The sequence below is a fragment of the Micromonospora sp. NBC_00362 genome, assembly GCF_026342155.1.
Classification (GTDB): domain Bacteria; phylum Actinomycetota; class Actinomycetes; order Mycobacteriales; family Micromonosporaceae; genus Micromonospora; species Micromonospora hortensis.
Window position 1 is genome coordinate 183,177 of the sequence record NZ_JAPENH010000001.1, and the last position, 17,198, is coordinate 200,374.

Annotated in this window: 14 protein-coding genes; 10 read left to right on the top strand and 4 right to left on the bottom strand. The window is 70.6% G+C overall.

From position 1 onward, the window contains the following. Nucleotides 1-14: 14 nt before the first annotated feature. The 5 genes from OG992_RS00875 to OG992_RS00895 all read left to right on the top strand — a co-directional run bounded on the left by OG992_RS00875 (nucleotide 15) and on the right by OG992_RS00895 (nucleotide 5,063). Nucleotides 15-1,004: an iron ABC transporter permease gene (locus OG992_RS00875; RefSeq protein WP_266301982.1), complete on the top strand. Its 990-nt coding sequence runs from the start codon at nucleotides 15-17 to the stop codon at nucleotides 1,002-1,004. Next, a complete protein-coding gene (locus tag OG992_RS00880) occupies nucleotides 1,001-1,834 on the top strand; it encodes an ABC transporter ATP-binding protein (protein WP_266301983.1) in 834 nt (277 codons plus the stop codon). Before OG992_RS00875 ends, OG992_RS00880 begins: the two co-directional genes overlap by 4 nt. A gap of 112 nt (nucleotides 1,835-1,946) precedes the next feature. Further along, complete coding sequence (locus OG992_RS00885; RefSeq protein ID WP_266301984.1) at nucleotides 1,947-2,588, top strand: GNAT family N-acetyltransferase; 642 nt, start codon at nucleotides 1,947-1,949, stop codon at nucleotides 2,586-2,588. Between the two features lie 132 nt (nucleotides 2,589-2,720). Continuing rightward, nucleotides 2,721-2,867, top strand: a complete 147-nt coding sequence (locus OG992_RS00890; protein ID WP_167337290.1) for a hypothetical protein — start codon at nucleotides 2,721-2,723, stop codon at nucleotides 2,865-2,867. A gap of 156 nt (nucleotides 2,868-3,023) precedes the next feature. Next, entirely contained in the window at nucleotides 3,024-5,063 is a 2,040-nt protein-coding gene (locus OG992_RS00895; RefSeq protein ID WP_266301985.1) for a hypothetical protein, read from the top strand. Between the two features lie 44 nt (nucleotides 5,064-5,107). Here OG992_RS00895 and OG992_RS00900 read toward each other — a convergent pair whose 3' ends face one another. Beyond that, nucleotides 5,108-5,689: a TetR/AcrR family transcriptional regulator gene (locus tag OG992_RS00900; RefSeq protein WP_266301986.1), complete on the bottom strand. Its 582-nt coding sequence runs from the start codon at nucleotides 5,687-5,689 to the stop codon at nucleotides 5,108-5,110. A gap of 130 nt (nucleotides 5,690-5,819) precedes the next feature. Between OG992_RS00900 and OG992_RS00905 the strand changes: the two genes are divergently transcribed. The 5 genes from OG992_RS00905 to OG992_RS00925 all read left to right on the top strand — a co-directional run bounded on the left by OG992_RS00905 (nucleotide 5,820) and on the right by OG992_RS00925 (nucleotide 11,386). Further along, nucleotides 5,820-7,268, top strand: a complete 1,449-nt coding sequence (locus tag OG992_RS00905; RefSeq protein ID WP_266301987.1) for a serine hydrolase — start codon at nucleotides 5,820-5,822, stop codon at nucleotides 7,266-7,268. A 176-nt stretch (nucleotides 7,269-7,444) separates the two neighbouring features. Then, on the top strand, nucleotides 7,445-8,467 hold the full coding sequence (locus OG992_RS00910; protein WP_266301988.1) for an NBR1-Ig-like domain-containing protein: 1,023 nt from the start codon (nucleotides 7,445-7,447) through the stop codon (nucleotides 8,465-8,467). A 207-nt stretch (nucleotides 8,468-8,674) separates the two neighbouring features. Then, nucleotides 8,675-9,538 (top strand): peptidoglycan-binding protein, encoded by an 864-nt coding sequence (locus OG992_RS00915; protein ID WP_266301989.1) that lies wholly within the window; start codon nucleotides 8,675-8,677, stop codon nucleotides 9,536-9,538. Nucleotides 9,539-9,571: 33 nt separating this feature from the next. Further along, nucleotides 9,572-10,456 carry a peptidase inhibitor family I36 protein gene (locus OG992_RS00920; RefSeq protein ID WP_266301990.1) on the top strand — a complete coding sequence of 295 codons (885 nt, stop codon included), beginning with the start codon at nucleotides 9,572-9,574 and terminating at the stop codon, nucleotides 10,454-10,456. A gap of 6 nt (nucleotides 10,457-10,462) precedes the next feature. Beyond that, nucleotides 10,463-11,386 (top strand): SpoIID/LytB domain-containing protein, encoded by a 924-nt coding sequence (locus OG992_RS00925; RefSeq protein WP_266301991.1) that lies wholly within the window; start codon nucleotides 10,463-10,465, stop codon nucleotides 11,384-11,386. A gap of 69 nt (nucleotides 11,387-11,455) precedes the next feature. Here the strand turns inward: OG992_RS00925 and OG992_RS00930 are convergent, their stop codons facing one another. From OG992_RS00930 to OG992_RS00940, 3 genes are read right to left on the bottom strand one after another with little or no spacing between them, the layout of a single operon-like run. Beyond that, the gene (locus OG992_RS00930) at nucleotides 11,456-14,323 is read right to left on the bottom strand and encodes an FAD-binding and (Fe-S)-binding domain-containing protein (protein WP_266301992.1); all 2,868 of its coding nucleotides are present in this window, start codon (nucleotides 14,321-14,323) and stop codon (nucleotides 11,456-11,458) included. Between the two features lie 23 nt (nucleotides 14,324-14,346). After that, the gene (locus OG992_RS00935) at nucleotides 14,347-15,531 is read right to left on the bottom strand and encodes an anhydro-N-acetylmuramic acid kinase (protein ID WP_266301993.1); all 1,185 of its coding nucleotides are present in this window, start codon (nucleotides 15,529-15,531) and stop codon (nucleotides 14,347-14,349) included. An 11-nt stretch (nucleotides 15,532-15,542) separates the two neighbouring features. Continuing rightward, nucleotides 15,543-17,108, bottom strand: coding sequence for a sodium:solute symporter (locus tag OG992_RS00940; protein ID WP_238684050.1), 1,566 nt, complete (start codon nucleotides 17,106-17,108; stop codon nucleotides 15,543-15,545). Nucleotides 17,109-17,198 lie beyond the last annotated feature (90 nt).

Below are 17,198 nucleotides of genomic sequence, written 5' to 3' on the forward strand. Positions count from 1 at the left end.
GGTACGTCCTTCCGTTGGCCCTGCTCCTGCTACTGGCCACCGTCGCGGCGGCGGTCAGCGTGGGCTCGGCCGATCTGCCGGTCGACAGCGTCCTACGCGCGGTGGCCAGCCATGTGGGCCTCCCGGTGCAGCCCCTACCGCCGTTGCCGGACAGCATCGTGTGGGATCTCCGGTTGCCCCGGGTGCTGTTGGCCGCGTTGGTCGGTGCCGGTCTGGCCGTGTGCGGGGCCGTCCTACAGGCCCTCACGCGTAACCCGCTGGCCGATCCGTTCCTGCTCGGTGTCTCGTCCGGCGCCTCCACCGGAGCGGTGGCGGTGCTGGTACTCGGCATCCGGATCGGCGCCGGCCCGGTCGACCTGACCACCGGCGCGTTCGTCGGCAGCATGGCCGCGTTCGGCGCGGTGCTGCTGCTGGCCGGCCGGCGGGCCGGCGAGCCGACCCGGATCGTTCTCGCCGGGGTGGCCGTCTCACAGCTCTTCAGCGCGGTGACCAGTCTGATCGTGATCTCCGACGCGCACACCCAGGACACCCGTAGCGTGACGTTCTGGTTGCTCGGCTCGCTGACGGCGGCCTCCTGGTCGTCGGTGACGCTGAGCGCGGTGGTTGTCGGCGTCGGCCTGCTGGTGTGCTGGACCAGTGCGACGGCGCTGGACGCATTCGCGTTCGGCACCGATACCGCCCGCTCGCTCGGCTTCTCTCCCGGGCGCACCCGGCTGCTGCTGTTCACCGTCACCGCTCTGATGGCAGCCGCGCTGGTCGCGGCGAGCGGCGCCATCGGTTTCGTCGGGTTGACAGTGCCACACGCCGTGCGGTTCCTGTTCGGCTCCCGGCATCGCACGTTGCTGCCCGCCTGCGCGGTGATCGGCGCGATCTTCCTGATCTGGGCGGACACCGTGGCGCGGACCGTCTTCTCACCACAGGAACTGCCGGTGGGCGTGCTCACCGCGCTGCTCGGGGTGCCGGTGTTCGCGCTGGTCATGCGACGCCGGACGGGTACGCCGTGATCGCGACGGGCACCACCGGCCGGGGACTGGGCGGTGACCCTTCCCTGGCGGGAGCGTCGCCGGCGCGGCTGGACGCGGACGGGATCGGGTGGGGCGTGGCCGGCGTACGGATCCTGGCCGGGGTGGCGCTCACCGCCGCACCGGGTGCCACTGTCGGGCTGCTCGGGCCGAACGGCTCCGGCAAGTCGACCCTGCTGCGGCTACTGGCCGGGCTGGCGCGGCCGGAGTCCGGGCGGGTGCTGCTCGACGGCGTCGCGGTGGACGCGATACCCCGGCGTGCGTTGGCTCGTCGGATCGCGGTGGTCACCCAACAGGTGGCCACCGACGTGGAGATGTCCGCACTGGAGGTGGTTCTGCTGGGCCGGACCCCGTACCGGCCACGCCTTGCCGGGGTCGGCGCCGCCGATCTGGACCTGGCGCGGCGCGCGCTCACAGACGCCGGCCTGGCCGGGTTCGAGCAGCGGCGCTGGTCCAGCCTCTCCGGCGGTGAGCGGCAGCGGGTGGACCTGGCCCGCGCGCTGGTGCAGCAACCGGATCTGCTGCTGCTCGACGAGCCGACCAACCATCTGGACATCCGGCATCAGCTGGATCTGCTGCGGTTCCTCGCCGAGTCGGCCAGCACCGTCGTGGTGACCCTGCACGATCTCAATCTGGCCGCGCAGTACTGCGACCGGCTGGTGCTTCTGTCCGACGGGCGGGTGGTCGCGGCCGGCACACCCGTCGAGGTTCTCACCACCAGCCAAATAGAGCAGGTCTACCAGGTGCGTACGGACGTCGACATCACCGCTGACGGTCGGCCTCGGATCTGGTACCGCAGCCACGCGACGTAGGCGCCGACGGAGCTGACGAAGCGGGGGCCGATGCATCGCGGCACAGTGCCGTACTCCAAGCGGGAGGATGTCCGAGCACTGTTTGGTCCGTATACCGGGGGAGAAGATGACCATGGACCGCACCTTGGCCGAGATCCTGGAAGCGGCGGCGTACGGGCACTTCCCGCCACCGGACGGCGGGACCACTGTGGTGTCGCAGCCGAGCCGCCGCGACGCCGGAGTCATCGCCTTCACCGGACACTCGGTGGTGTTCACCGACGAAGATCCCCAGTGGGTACGTCGTACGCTGGCCACCCTCGACTGCGACTCCCTGGCGGCCACGATGAATCCGCGTTTCCTGGGTGCGCTGCTCGAACGCACCCGGCGCTGCATGGACACGATCGACCTGTTGACCGTCGCGAGTTGCCTTGCCGGGCCACCTCCGTTGCCGCTTACCGAACTGGCGGACGCCGGTCATCCTCGTGAGGTCAGGTCACGTCGGCGCCGTGACGACATCCGCGTCTGGGCCGCCGAGGGTGGGGTGGTCGTGCTCGGCCGCGGCGTGGCCGGTCGTTGGGAGGCGGCGGTGGAGGTCGACGACGAGCGTCGCCACCGGGGCCTGGGGCGGGCGCTGGCCACGGCCGCCCGACATCTGGTGCCCGACGGCCAGCCGGTCTGGGCCCAGCAGGCCGCCGGCAACGCGCGCAGCGTGCGCGCCTTTCAGGCGGCGGGCTTTCGACCGGTGGGCGCCGAAGCGCTTCTTCTCCCGACGTAGGTAGCGCATCGGACGATCGGCACCTGCCACTGTGGGCCAAACCGTGATCGGCAGGAGGGTTTCCGAGATCACGACCGGGGGCATCCCGCGGATGAAGTCAGCCGCTCGTTACCCCTGATCGAGGAGAGCACCATGTCGGTCCAGGCATTTCTCTACGTTGTCGCCGTCATCCTGATCGTGCTCGCTGCTCTGCCGCTGCCCACGAGGGGCGTCTCGCTCGCGCTTCTGGGCGCCGCCTGCGCCCTGCTCGCCTACGCCTGGCCGGTGATCACCGACTGACCTTTCGTTAGTCGTCGTCGATGCGGCCGGTGGCCGGCAGCCAGAGCGTGATCGGGCTGCCCGACCACCGGCCGCGACTGTGTTTCGCTTGCTGAGTCTCTTTCACACGCGTAGGAAGAACACCACCCGTCGATCCGCCGTCCAGCGTCGAAGGAGATGCGTGTGACCACCTCCAGAGGGCTCCGTCTCACCGTGTCCGTGCTGGTGACGGCGGGCGCCGTCCTGCTCGGCACGGCGGCCCCCGCCGCACCGCCAACGACTCCCGCGCCGGCCGCGCACCCGTCCTGCGACCCGATCGACCCGACCGCCTGCCTGCTGCCGTTCCCGAATGACTACTTCACGGTGCCGGACCGGAGCAGCCCCACCGGCAAGCGGGTGCGGTTCGCCGCCGCCGCGATGCCCGCCAACGTGCAGGGGACCCCGATCGACCCGACGGAGTGGAACCGGCAGGACGGGTTCAGTCCGGGCTCACCGATCCTGGTGCGCGTACCCGGCCTCGACGCCGTGGCGAGCGGGATCGCGCCGGTCACCGACATCGGCCGCTCGCTGGCGTCGAACGCGCCGATCGTGCTGCTCAATGCCCGGACCGGCGAGCGCACGCCGTACTGGGCCGAGGTGGACGCGCACGCCGCCGGCCAGCCCGACCGGCAACTGCTGATCATCCGGCCGGCTGTGGCGCTGACCGAGGGCACCCGCTACGTCGTCGGGTTGCGCGGCCTGCGCGACGGCAACGGGGCGTTGATTCCGGCGCCGAAGGCGTTCACGGCGTACCTGACCGGTGCCGGCCTCAAGCAGTGGGACGCTCGGGGGCAGCAGCTGAGGCGCATCGCCGCCGAGCTGAGCCGGGCCGGCGTCACGCGGCACAGTCTCTACCTGGCCTGGGACTTCACTGTGGCCAGCCGGCACGGGCTGACCGGGCGGATGGTGGCGGTCCGGGACGACGCGTTCGCCGACCTCGGCCGGGCCGCGCCGCCGGTCACCGTCACCCAGGTGACCGACTTTTCACCGGAGCAGGATCCGCTCATCGCCCGGCAGGTGACCGGCACCATCGGCGTACCGTCCTATCTGACCGGCGACGGCGGCCCCGGCTCCCGCCTGCACTACGGGCCGGCCGGCGGCGCCGGGACGCCGCCCACCCCGAATGCCCTGCCCACGCCGTCCGGAGCGACGGTGGCGGCCGACTTCGTCTGCAACATTCCGCGCAGCGCCTCGGCCGCGCGGCCGGCCCACCTCTCGCTCTACGGCCATGGACTGCTCGGCCGACCGACCGAGATCAACGCCGGCAACGTCAGGACGATGTCGAACACCCACAACTTCACCTTCTGCGCGACCAGTTGGATCGGCATGGCCGCTGCCGACGTTCCCTTCGTGGCCAACGCGTTCACCGACCTCAGCGTCTTCCCCGCTGTGGCGGACCGGTTGCAGCAGAGCTTCCTGAACTTCCTCTTCCTGGGTCGGGCGATGATCCACCCGGCGGGGTTCGCCGCCCATCCGGCGTTCCGCGACGCCACCGCCCGGCCGCTGATCGATCGCGGCGGCGGGCTGCACTACGACGGCAACAGCCAGGGCGGCATCAACGGAGGGGCGCTCACCGCCATCGCCCAGGACTGGACCCGGTCGGTGCTCGGCGTACCGGCGATGAACTACTCGACACTGCTGCAACGCAGCGTGGACTTCGCGCCGTTCCAGACCGTGCTGGACGGCTACTACCCGGACACTGTCGACCAACAGTTGATCCTCGCACTGCTGCAGATGCTGTGGGACCGGTCCGAGGCCAACGGGTACGCCCAGCACATGACCGACCGGCCACTACCGCGCACCCCGGCGCACCAGGTGCTGATGCACGTGGCCTTCGGCGACCAGCAGGTCTCGCCGGCCGCGGCGGAGGTGCAGGCGCGCACCATCGGCGCGCGCCTGCACACTCCCGCGCTCGCCGACGGCTGGTCACTGGACGTGCGGCCGTACTGGGGTATCACGCCGATCCACCGCTACCCGTACACCGGCTCGGCGATCGTGATCTGGAACAGCGGCGCGGCGTACGCGCCGCCGCCGACCAACCTCGCCCCGGCCGGGCCGGAGTTCGGCGACGATCCGCACGAGTTCCCCCGCGCCCAGGCCGCAGCCCAGAAACAGAAGGCGGTCTTCCTGCTCACCGGCAAGGTCGTCGACGTCTGCGCGCGGACACCCTGCCCGTGACTCCGGGCCCGCCGGGACCACCATCCCGGCGGGCCGGCCCCGCGCTAGAACCGTGGCGTCATCCCCACGAGCAGCGCCTCGAGTACGCGATCGACGTACTCGTGGGTCAGCGGCTCCTGCGTGATGAGGAACTGGAAGTAGAGCGGGCCGGACAGGATCGCCATGGCCACGTCCAGGTCGAAGTCGGATGAGATCTGCCCCCGCTGCTGGGCGCTCCGCAGCCGGGCGAGGGTCCGGTCCGCCTGCGGGCGGATGAAGCGTTCGTTGAGCGCGGCGGCGACCATCGGATCGTGCTGGGCCTCGCCGACCAGGGCCCGGTAGAGGGGGCCCAGTGGAGGCTGGCCCAGGAGGTCGACCGCCGCGTGGATCTGTTGGCGCAGGTCGGCCACGATGTCGCCGGTGTCGGGGTAGTCGAGTGCGGGTTCGCCGGAGGTGAGCACCGCGTCCAGGAACAGAGCGCCCTTGGACGGCCAGCGCCGGTAGACCGTGTGCTTGCCGACGCCGGAGCGGGCCGCGACCCCCTCGATGCTGAGTTTGGCGTAACCGACCTCCTGCGCCAGCTCCAACGTCGTACGCATGATCGCGTTGGTCCGGTCGGTGGCCCTGGTGCGGCGGTCGTCGCTCATGCCGCCACTGTAACGGCACGGCACGTGCCGTTGACAATCCTCCGGGTGCGTGGCCAAACTGAGCGCGATCCACCAGCGGCACGGCACGTGCCGTGCCGTGCCAAAGCCTGACCGACCGAAGGGAAGCACCATGACCGAGACGCTGATCCGGAACGCCGACAGCGACCTGCACCCCCCGTCCGTGCGGAGGTCGCCCAGCCGGCGATTCGACGTCGACCGCTGGCAGCGGCGGTTCGACGAGCTGCGCCACACGCACCACGTCCCCGGCGCGAGCCTGGCCGTGCTGCTCGACGGGCAGGTCCACGAGCTGGCGAGTGGGGTGCTGCACCGTGGCACCGACGTGGCGGTCACCCCGGACTCGGTGTTCCTGTCCGGCTCGATCGCGAAGGTCTACACCGCAACGCTCATCATGCGGCTCGCCGACGAGGGAAAGCTGGACCTCCACGCGCCGGTAGTGGACGTGCTGCCGGAGTTCGCCACCCCCGACGCCGAGGCGACCAGGACGATCACCATTCGGCAGTTGCTGTCGCACACCGGCGGCGTGACAAACGACTTCAACTTCGACGGCGGCAGGGGTGACGACTGCCTCGCCCGATACGTCAGCGCCGCCGGACGGGTGGCGCTGGACTGCCCGCCCGGCACAGCCATCTCGTACGGCGGGCTCGGTTACATCGTCCTGGGCCGCGTCATTGAAAAGCTCACCGGCCTCACCTGGGACCAGGCGCTCAAGAGCCTCCTGTTCGAGCCGCTCGGCCTGGCACGCTCGATGACGCTGCCGGAGGAGGCCCTGCGCTTCCGCGTCGCCATGAGCCACCTGGGCGAATCGGGCGCTTATCCCGACCCGGCCCCGTCCTGGGACCTGATGCCCCGCTCCATGGGGCCGGCGGGCAGGGTCATCGTCTCCGCCGGCGACATGGCCCGCTTCGCCCGGATGCACCTCGACGGCGGCCTCGCGCCCGACGGCTCCCGGGTGCTGTCCACCGAAGCTGTCGCCGCCATGCGACACCGCGCGGTCGACGTGCCCGACAAGTGGACGGTGAGCGCCGACGGGTGGGGTCTGGGTTGGACGCTCTACGACTGGAACGGCGTCCCCGGCTACGGCCACGACGGCGCGGCCATCGGTCAGTACGCCTACCTGCGCGTCGTCCCGCACGCGAACCTCGCAGTGGTCCTGATGACAAACGGCGGCGCGGCCCGACTGCTCTACGCCGACCTGTTCCGCGATCTGCTCTCCGAACTCGCCGACGTCACAATGCCCGCGCCGTTCGCCCCGGCCCCCGTGCCACCCCCGATCGACCTCGAACCGCTGCTCGGCACGTACCGGCGTGAGGGTGTCGTCCTGACCGTCTCCCGCACCGACGACGGCACACCGCACCTGCGGTACGAGTTCGTCGACGACATGGCAGGCATGTCGCCGCCCCTGGAGATGGACCTCGAACCGGTCACCGCAACGGTCTTCGCCGCCTCCGGCGCGGGACCGTCGTTCAGCGAGGACTACATGCCGGTGGTCTTCTCCACCCTCACCAACGGCACTCGGGTCTGCTACGTGGGCATGCGCGCCACGCCCAAGGTCGCCTGAAGACGCGGCGGCGCAACGCGGGTTGGTCCCGGCGTGCGCGGTCCCGGTGATCGCCAGCACCGGGACCGTCGCGCCCGGTGCCGTCGATGCACCACATTGATGACGGCCTTGTCCCGTTCGATACCCTCTGACACGCTCTGACAACGCCTGACGACGTCGTCTGACATGGGGGAGTGATGAAGGACCAGCGTGCCGCCGCCCAGTCGATTCAGGACAGACAGGCCGCCGAGAGGTTCGCCGAACAGCTACGGGCCCTGCGGACAGCCGCCGGCGACCCGTCGTTCCGCAAGATGGCGGGGCGGTCGGGCCGGATCTCGCACACCACGCTGCACGAGGCCGCCGCCGGGACCAGGTTCCCCTCCTGGGAGACCGTGCGAGAGTTCGTTCGAGCCTGCGAGGCGGACGAGGTCCAGTGGCGGCGTCGCTGGGAGGACGCACAGCGCCCCGCGTCTGCGCACGGCACCGAAGACGGCGATACCGCGCCGGTCAGCACCGAGTCCCCGACCGGCGACGAGACCCCGATCACCACCGGCGGAAAGAAGCCCGACACCGGCACCGACACCCCGGAACCGGACGGGCCTGTCGTGTCCGTCGTCCCCGCGTCGTCCCCGAATGAGCAGAACGCGCTGCGCAGCACGGACTATCCGCCGACCGACGAGGACGTCGCGGGTGCACGGCGGCACCGGCTGCCATGGCTCGCCGCCGCAGCGGTGGTCCTGGTGGTGGCGATGGTCGCCGTTCTGGGCGTCGTCGTTCGCGGCCGGTCGTCACGGGACGGCTCCGGCGCGGTGGCGGCGTCATCCGCGCCGTCGCCGTCGGCGTCACCGTTCTCGGACTCGCTGATCCCCGGCGACTCCAGCAAGTTCATCTCCGACGTCACCATCCCCGACGGCACCCGGGTGCGGGTGAACTCGCAGTTCGTCAAGGTGTGGGCCCTCAAGAACGTGGGGAAGGTCGCCTGGCACAACCGTTTCCTCCAGCGGACCAACCCCACCGCCGACGCCGACGGTTGCCAGGTGCCGGACCGGGTGGCGATCGGTGACACACCGCCCGACGAGCAGGTGATGATCAGTGTCGAGGTCACCGCGCCGAGTCGTCCTGGGAAGTGCTGGGTGAGTTGGAAGATGGTCGACGAGAACGGGCAGGAGTACTTTCCCACCCGCCGGCCGGTGTACTTCATGGTCACCGTCACCGCCTGAGTGCGCTCCCCGGTCACCTCGACCGGTGTCAGAGTGCTGACCATCGGTGTCAGAGCCGGGCGCCGCCAAAGCTGACAACACCACATCCACCGAGGTCGGTGACGGCCTGACGGATCTGACAGGACAGCAGGGGTACCGAACAGCAGGCCGATTCTCGCAAGGTGATGTCCGTTCCGAACGACTCACCAACTGCGAGGAGGATCGACAGTGCACCGTCCCTGGCTATCCGTCGGGCTCGCCGCGCTCTGCGTGGCAGTCGGCGTCCCGGCCCACGCGTGGGCCGCGACATCAGGCGCCACAGCGCAGCGAACCGTCACCGCGGCCGCGCGACCGGTCGTGGACATGGAGGCCACCGTCCTGGCCGCTCAGATCGACCCCCGCCGGGCCGACAACACGCTGACCCCGGGCGCGAAGAACTCCGTACTCGCCGTCGAACAGGCGCTGCAGGCGCAGGGTCTGCTGAACGCGCAATGGGTCGACGGCTACTTCGGCACCCAGACCGTCTCGGCGTACGCGGCGTACCAGCGCTCGCTCGGCTACACCGGGCTGGCCGCGAACGGGCTGCCCGGTACGACGTCGCTGACGAAGCTCGGGCAGAACCGCTACACCGTCAGCAATGCCATCGGCCCGGGCGCGAAGGTCCCGCGTGACGGGTACGTCGTCAACGCCCGTACGCGGGCGATGTTGGCCGAGGCGCAACGTCTGCTCGGCTACCCCCTGGTGCTCGATCAGGGCTCGTACAACCCCGGGGGCGACCCCACCTCGGCCGGTACGCACGACGGCGGGGGTGTGGTGGACATCGCGGTCACCGGCATGACCGCTGCCAAGCGCACCGCCGTCGCCCGGGCCCTGCGCCAGGTCGGCTTCGCGGCCTGGGTCCGCAACCCGAATCAGGGTGACTGGCCGTGGCACATCCACGCCACCGCGATCAACGACACGGACCTGTCCAGCCAGGCGCAGCACCAGGTCGGCGACTACCACCTCGGCATGAACGGCCTGGCCAACCAGGGACCGGACGACGGCCCCCAGGTCCCGATCAGGACCTGGGAGCAGTACCAGCGCGGGCAGTGACCCGTACCCCCTCACCGTTTCTGAAAGGACACCATGAACATCCGTAAGAGCCTCGCGGCCGTCGGCGTCGCGCTGGCCGCGACCACCTCGATCCTCAGCGTCGCATCGCCCGCGTCGGCGGCGGCCCGAGACGGGGTCTGCGACAGTGGCGAGTTCTGCTACTACTACAACAGCGGCAACGCGGGATCGATCTCGGACTTCACCGGATCGCTCGACGACTACGGCACCGAGCAGCCCTCGTGCTACGACTTCAAGGGCACTGGCGCTGGCAAGGGCCTGTGCATCAAGAACGAGGCCGCCTCGGTCTGGAACCGCAGCACCAAGACGGTACGCGTCTACTACAACAGCGGCTACGCCGGCTCTTACCAGGACTTCGCAGCCGGCGCGAAAGGCAACCTCAACGCCACGCTGAAGAACAACAACGCCTCGCACCAGTTCTCGCCGTCGACGCGCACGAACCTGTCGTACGCCCTGTACCAGGCCAGCGGCGGCACTGTCACGTGCGCCTTCGACGGTTACACCACGACGCCCGGTCGGCACGAGGGCATCGACATCGCCCGCAGCGTCGGCTCGGACGTGCGTGCCCTGGTCTCCGGAACTGTCATCTACGTCGCGCGGGGCAACACCGGCAGCGGCGGCCTGTCCACTGTCTCCGTCTACAACTCCTCACTCAACAAGTCGGTGATCTACCTGCACACCGCGCCGAGGTCCGGTGTGAGCGTGGGCGACGCCATCAGCAAGGGCGAGATCATCGCCGATGAGTCGTGGCACGGGGTGTCGTCCAGCTCGGGCGCGCACACCCACGTCGAGGTTCGGGCCGGTCGGCAGACCCACGCGGCCGTCAGCGTCGGCGACTCCACCCTGGACAACGCCGACCCGACCGCGTTCTGGAACTCCCAGGGCTACAACGAGAAGTAGGACACCATGAGTATCCGCAAGGGCCTGGCCATCGTCGGCGCAGTCCTCGCCATGTCCACCTCGATCCTGAGTGTCGCGTCGCCGGCAGCGGCGGCCATGCGGGATGGCACTTGCGACAGTGGCGAGTTCTGTTACTACTACAACAGCAACCAGGCGGGCTCGGTCTCCGACTTCACCGACTCACTGGACGACTACGGTACGACCCAACCGACCTGCTACGACTTCAAGGGCGCGGGCAGCGGCAAGGGTCTGTGCGTGAAGAACAACGCGGCGTCGGTGTGGAACCGGACCAGCAAGACGGTGCGGGTCTACTTCAACAGCAACTTCGCCGGTGCCAGCCAGGACTTCGCGGCCGGCGCGAAAGGCAACCTCAACGCCACGCTGAAGAACAACAACGCCTCGCACGAGTTGGTGAGCGGGCCGACGGGCTGTAGCACCGACGGCACCAACAGCAAACTGCCGAGCACCATCCTCGTCTACCGGGTTAGTCTCGGCCGGGTCGATCGGGTCGACTTCAAGACGTACGTCAAGAACGTCCTCCCGAACGAGTGGGTGACGAGTTGGCCGGCCGCCTCGCTGGACGCCGGTGCGATGGCGGTCAAGAGCTACGCCTGGTACTGGGCGCTGCACTCGACCCGCAAGACGTCCGGCGGACAGTGCTACGACGTCCGGGACGACACCGGCGACCAGGTCTACCGGCCGTCGTCGGCGCAGTCGTCGACGTCCGCGGCGGTGGACCGGACCTGGTCTGCCCGGATGACCCGCAGCGGCAACATCCTGCGGGCGCACTACTGCGCGACGACGACCGCGTGTGGTGGCTGGGTGGACGGGGACTGGCTGTCGCAGTACGGCTCGCGTGATCTCGCCAACGAGGGCAAGAACTACCAGGCGATTCTGCGCTACTACTACCGCGACATCGCGCTCTCCTGAGGTAGGGCACCAACAGCGCCGCCCGCCGCAGATCTGCGGCGGGCGGCGCGCTCGCGGGTACGGCACCGGCTACGCCGGCGGCTCGACCGCCTCGACGAGCAGTTCGAGCACATGCCGGTACGGCTGACCGGTGGCCCGGCTCATGCCCATCTCGCAGGTGCGATTGCAGGAGGCGTACGCGTCGTGGTCGCGCTCGTTGATCTCGGCGGCCTGCGCCGCTGTGGCGCCGGCAGTGACCTCGGGGTGCAGCAGCCCACGGTCACCGGCAAAGGCACAGCAGCCCCAACTGTCCGGCACGGTGACGGTGTCGGCGACCGCCCCGGCCACCGCGCGCAGGTCGTCGATGCCGCCCAGGTGCACTGTGGAGCAGGTGGGGTGCAGGGCCAGCGAGCCCAGTCGCCGGGGCTGCGGCAGCGCCGGCAGGAGGTGCTCGGCGGTGAAGGTCACGCTGTCGACGAAGCGCAGCGCGCCGTAGCGTGCCCGGTCATCCTCGGCCAGCGCGGCGGTCAGTTGCGTCAGCCCGTGCGTGCACGACGACGCGTCGCACACGACGGGCAGGCGGCCCTCGTCGCTGGCCGCCCAGAGCGCGGCCAGGGTCCGCTCGGCCATCTCTCGGTGACCGGCGGGGTAGCCCTTTGACTGCCACGGGGTTCCGCAGCACAGGCCCGCCGTGCCGGTCGGCACGACGAGCGGCACCCCCGCCAGTTCGCAGAGGCGCAGGAACGCCGCCGCCGAACCGCCGGACGAGCCGTCCTCGGGTGCGAAGAGGCTGCCGACGCAGGCCGCGAAGAACACCGCCTGGGCGTCCGGCGCGCTGCGTGGGGTGGGGCGGGGCGCGCCGGCGCGCGGCATGTCGTCGCTCCACAGCGGCACGAGTTCGGTGGCGCCGAGCCCGCGGATCGCCGTGGTGGCGGCGCGGGTGACCGGCGTCGGCACGGCGTGCGCGGCGGTCAGCCCCACCCGGACGCCAGTCACGGCGGCCTGCCAGTGCCGGGCGGCAGTGCGGGCGGTGCGCTGGGCGCGAGGGCTGTGCCGCTCGGCGCGCAGCCGTTTCATCGCCGCGCCGGTGTCGATGCCGACCGGGCAGGCGGTGACGCAGAGGCTGTCCGCGGCGCAACTGTCCACTGCTGCGTACTCGTAGTCGGCTGTCAGCTCCCGGCGGCGCTCCTCGTCGCCGGCGGCGGTGGCGAGGGCGATCTGCCGTTGCAGGACGATGCGCTGCCGGGGCGTGGTGGTGACGTCGGCGGTGGGGCAGACCGGCTCGCAGTAGCCACACTCGACGCAGGCGTCCAGCTCGGGGTCGACAGTCGGGACGGCCTTGAGCTGCCGCAGGTGCACTGTCGGGTCGTCGTTGAGCAGCACACCGGGGTTGAGTAGGCCGCTCGGGTCGCACAACCGCTTGAGGTCGCGCATCACGTCGTACAGCTCGTCGCCGTACTGCCGGCGGACGAAGGGTGCCATGGCCCGGCCGGTGCCGTGCTCCGCCTTGAGTGTTCCCCCCTCGGCGAGCACCAGGTCGACCATGTCGTCGGTGAACCGGGCATAGCGGTCGATCTCGGCCGCGGTGTCGAAGGACTGGGTCAGCATGAAGTGCAGGTTGCCGTCGCGGGCGTGTCCGAAGATCACCGCGTCCGGGTAGCCGTGCCTGTCGAACAGGCGGATCAGACCATCGCAGGTGCCGGTCAGGCGCGGCATCGGCACCGCGACGTCCTCCAACAGGGCCGTGGTGCCGGGCGGGCGGGCCCCGGCGACGGCGGTGTAGAGGCCCTTGCGCAGGTGCCAGAGGTTGGCCCGTTCGCGCGGGTCGCGGGTCAGCTCGGTGCCGGTGACGGCCGGCAGCCGGTCGAGCACGGGCCGGGCGTCGGCCAGCGTCGCGGCCAACTGCTCCGCGCTGTCCTCGGCGAACTCCACAAGCAGTCCGGCGTGGCCGGTGACCGTCAACCCGCGCAGGGCCGCGCTGGCGCCCGGATCGCGCTGGCTGACCCGTAGCGCGGCCGCGTCGAGCAGCTCGGCGGTACGGGCGCCGGCGGCGAGCAGGGCCGGCAGCGCGTCGGTGGCGTCGGTGAGGCCGGGAAGGATCAGCAGGCCGGTGGCGGCGTGGTCGTGGATCTCGACGGTACGGAAGACGGCCTCGGCCACGAAGCCGAGCGTGCCCTCGCTGCCGATCATCAGGTGGGCGAGCATCTCGACCGGGGTGCTGTGGTCGAGCAGCGAGTTCAGCCCGTACCCCATGGTGTTCTTCATCGCGAACAGCCGCTCGATGGTGGCGCGTGACCCCGGCGTCGATCGCACCCGGTCGCGCAGGCGCAGCAGCCCGGCGTGCAGCTCGGGCTCGTCGGCCCGCAGCCGGTCGTCGGCGTCTCGGGCGCCGGAGTCGACGACGGTGCCGGACGGGAGCACGAAGCGCAGCGACTCCATGGTGCGGTACGCGTTGTCGGTGGTGCCGCAGGTCATCCCGCTGGAATTGTTTGCCACCATGCCGCCCACAGTGCAGGCGGCCTCGCTGGCCGGGTCCGGGCCGAGCCGGCGTCGGTAGCGGGCCAGCCGGGCGTTGGCCTGCCGGATCGTCAGGCCCGGCTGGAGCCGGATGCGGCGGCCGTCGTCGAGGACCTCGGCGTGCCGCCAGTCGGTGCGGACGTCGACAAGCACGCCCGCGCCGCCCGCCTGCCCGGCGAGGCTGGTGCCGCCGCCGCGCAGGGTCAGCGGCACGCCGGCCTCCCGGGCGCCGGCCATCAGCGCCCCCACCTCGGCCGCCGAGGCGGCGCGGACGACGGCCTGCGGCTCGAACAGGTACGGCGAGGCGTCGTGCGCCGCCGCCAACCGTCGGGGCAGCTCGGCGCTGGCCCGGGTGGGGTCGTCGAGGCGCGAGCGCAGCAGCTCGGCGACCTCGCGGGCGCGAGCGCCGGCCGAGGTTGGCGCGGGTACGGCGGTGCTCATGGGCGATCCTCCCAGGAGGGTGGTCAGTCGACCACCGGAGACTCGGCGATCAGCAGTCGGCGGGGCGGGGTGCTGGCCGGTGCCGGCAGCCGCAGCGGCTGCCGGCCGGGGGTGATGCTGCCGAGCACCGAGGCGTGTCGCGCGCCGGTGCCCGAGGGCAGGGTGCCCGGCAGCCCGTGCACTGTCAGGTAGCCGAGCAGCGCGAAGGCCAGCGCCTCCTTGGCGTCCGACGCGATGCCCAGGTCGTCGCTGGAGGACAGCTCGACGCCGGGCAGCTCGTCGGCGATCATGCGCATCAGCGTCGGGTTGTGTGCGCCGCCGCCGGAGACGACGAGTCGGGTGACGCCGTGGTCGCGGCAGGCGCCGGCCACAGTGACCGCCGTCAGTCGGGTGAGCGTGGCCAACACGTCCCGCGGGTCCGGTGTGGGCGCGTCGGCGAGGGCGGCGAGCAGGTAGGGCAGATGGAACAGCTCCTTGCCGGTGCTCTTCGGGCCGGGCAGCCGGTAGTACGGCTCGTCGAGCAGCCGCCGCAGCAGGTCCGGGTTCACCTGCCCGGCGGCGGCGCCGCGCCCGTCCTGGTCGTACTCCTCGGTGCCGCCGCTGAAGTGGCGGGCGGCGGCGTCGAGGAGCGCGTTAGCCGGACCGGTGTCGAAGGCGAGCGGGTCCGCGTCCGGCGTGACGACGGTGATGTTGGCGATGCCACCCAGGTTCAGCGCGGCCGGGACGCCGGGCAGGCCACCCAGCAGCAGCGCGTCGAAGAGGGCGACCAGGGGAGCGCCCTGGCCGCCGGCGGCCACGTCGCGGCTGCGCAGGTCGGCGACGACCGGAAGGCCGGTGGCCTCCGCTATCCAGGCCGGCTGACCCAGCTGGAGGGTGCCCCGAACCGTGCCGTCCTCGACCCAGTGGTGCATGGTCTGCCCGTGCGAGACGACCAGGTCGGCACTGCCGTCGCACAGGTCGGCGAGGGCCCGCACGCCGGCCTCGGCGAAGGCCTGGCCGATGCCGGTGTCCAGCACGCAGATCGCCTCGGTGGTGGTCGCCCCGGGTGGCAGGGCCGCGGCGATCTGCGTGCGCAACTCGTCGGAGTACGGGTGGCTGAGCCGGCCCAGCGGTCGCATCCGCAGTGTGTCGCCGCTCATTTCGAGCTCGGCCGCGGCGGCTTCGATGCCGTCGTAGGAGGTTCCGGACATCAGGCCGATCACGCGCATCACGTTCTCCTTCACGCCCGGCCGGCTGGCGTCGCCGCCGCGTCGTCGTCGATCTCGTCGCGACGTCCATGGTCGTACGGTGTCTCCGGGGCCGGGTGGAACCGGCTGGACACCGCGCCGACGACCAGGGTGATCAGGACGCCGATCGGGACCAGCCACTGCGCGGCGATGGCGGTGGCGGTGGTCGTCCCGGCGGTCGTCACATCGATCTTCACGTAGCGGACGATGTAGGTCATCACTGCCACGGTGACCAGGAAGGCGATCACCGCGTCGACCTGGTTGGCCCGCTTGACGAGACGGCCGAGCAGGAAGGCGCCGAGCAGCGCCCCGTAGGTGTAGCCGGCGATGGTCAAACCGGTCAGGTAGACGTTTCCGGTGCTGGAGCTGAACGCGCAGGCGAAGACCGCCATCAGCACCGCCCAGACCAGGGTCATCACCCGGGCGAGGCGGAGCATCGCGTCGTCGGATGGGACCTTGCGGAAGAAGCTGTGGATGAAGTCCGCGACCGTGGAGTTCGACATCGAGTTCAGCGCCGAGGAGAGCGAGCCCATGGCGGCGCCGAGGATGCCGGCCACCAGGAGACCCGAGATGCCTACCGGCAGGGCGTGCAGGATGAAGCTCGGGTAGAGGTTGTCGCTGCTGGCCAGGCCGAGTTCCTTGAAGGTCTGACCCTTGTTGTACGACCACAGCAGCGCGCCGACCAGGGAGAACGCCGCGAACTGGATCACCACGAAGATGCCCGAGGAGATCATGGCCTTCTGCCCCTCGCGCAGCGTGCGGGTCGACAGGATGCGCTGCACGATCAGCTGGTCCGACCCGTGGCTGGCCATCGCGAAGATCGCGCCACCGATGATCGCGGTCGGCAGGGCGAACGGGCTGGTGAGCACGTGCGAGAGGGCGAAGTTGGTGTCGAAGAGCTGGAACTTGCCGGCGTCCAGCGCCTGCGAGTAGCCGTCGAAGCCGACGGCGTGGCTGAGCACGGCGATGGCGAGGATCGCCCCGCCCAGGTACAGCCCCATCTGGATGGCGTCGGTCCAGATGACCGCTTTGATGCCACCGAGGTAGGTGTAGACCACAGTGATGAGCGTCAGGACGACGATGATGGCCTGGTAGCCGACGTTCAGCCCGAACTCGTCGAGAAGAAGCTTGATGGGGATGGCCGAGGCGAACAGGCGTACACCCTCGGCGAGCAGGCGGGTGAAGACGAACGTCACCGACGCGAGCCCTTGGAGTTTCAGGCCAAACCGCTCACCGAGGTACTGGTAGGCGCTGACGAACCCACCCCGCTTGTAGAGCGGGATGAGCACCGCGGCCACGACGACCCGACCGATGACGTAGCCCAGGGCCAGCTCGACGTTGCCGAAGCCCTGACCGCTGTAGGCGCCGCCGGGAACACTGATCACGGTCAGGACGCTGGTCTCAGTGGCGACCACGGAGAACGAGACGGTCCACCAGGGCAGTCGACCCTCGCCCACGAAGTAGTCCTTGGCGGACTTCTGTTTACCGGACAGGCGTAGTCCGACGTAGGCGATCACCACGAGGTACAGCACGATCACGACGAGGTCGAGTTGACGCACGGCTCGCTCCCAACCAGCGGTTGTCAATAAGTGACGTTGGGCCAGCCTAGCGCGAAACTTTTTGCCACTGCCCGTCCGGGCTGGTTACGC

What these genes read in the sequence shown, in the direction of transcription:
- OG992_RS00925 (WP_266301991.1), top strand. Translation starts at nt 10,463, where the DNA reads ATGAGTATCCGCAAGGGCCTGGCCATCGTCGGCGCAGTCCTCGCCATG.
- OG992_RS00935 (WP_266301993.1), bottom strand. Translation starts at nt 15,531, where the DNA reads ATGCGCGTGATCGGCCTGATGTCCGGAACCTCCTACGACGGCATCGAA.
- OG992_RS00920 (WP_266301990.1), top strand. Translation starts at nt 9,572, where the DNA reads ATGAACATCCGTAAGAGCCTCGCGGCCGTCGGCGTCGCGCTGGCCGCG.
- OG992_RS00895 (WP_266301985.1), top strand. Translation starts at nt 3,024, where the DNA reads ATGCGTGTGACCACCTCCAGAGGGCTCCGTCTCACCGTGTCCGTGCTG.
- OG992_RS00885 (WP_266301984.1), top strand. Translation starts at nt 1,947, where the DNA reads ATGGACCGCACCTTGGCCGAGATCCTGGAAGCGGCGGCGTACGGGCAC.
- OG992_RS00910 (WP_266301988.1), top strand. Translation starts at nt 7,445, where the DNA reads ATGAAGGACCAGCGTGCCGCCGCCCAGTCGATTCAGGACAGACAGGCC.
- OG992_RS00905 (WP_266301987.1), top strand. Translation starts at nt 5,820, where the DNA reads ATGACCGAGACGCTGATCCGGAACGCCGACAGCGACCTGCACCCCCCG.
- OG992_RS00890 (WP_167337290.1), top strand. Translation starts at nt 2,721, where the DNA reads ATGTCGGTCCAGGCATTTCTCTACGTTGTCGCCGTCATCCTGATCGTG.
- OG992_RS00930 (WP_266301992.1), bottom strand. Translation starts at nt 14,323, where the DNA reads ATGAGCACCGCCGTACCCGCGCCAACCTCGGCCGGCGCTCGCGCCCGC.
- OG992_RS00900 (WP_266301986.1), bottom strand. Translation starts at nt 5,689, where the DNA reads ATGAGCGACGACCGCCGCACCAGGGCCACCGACCGGACCAACGCGATC.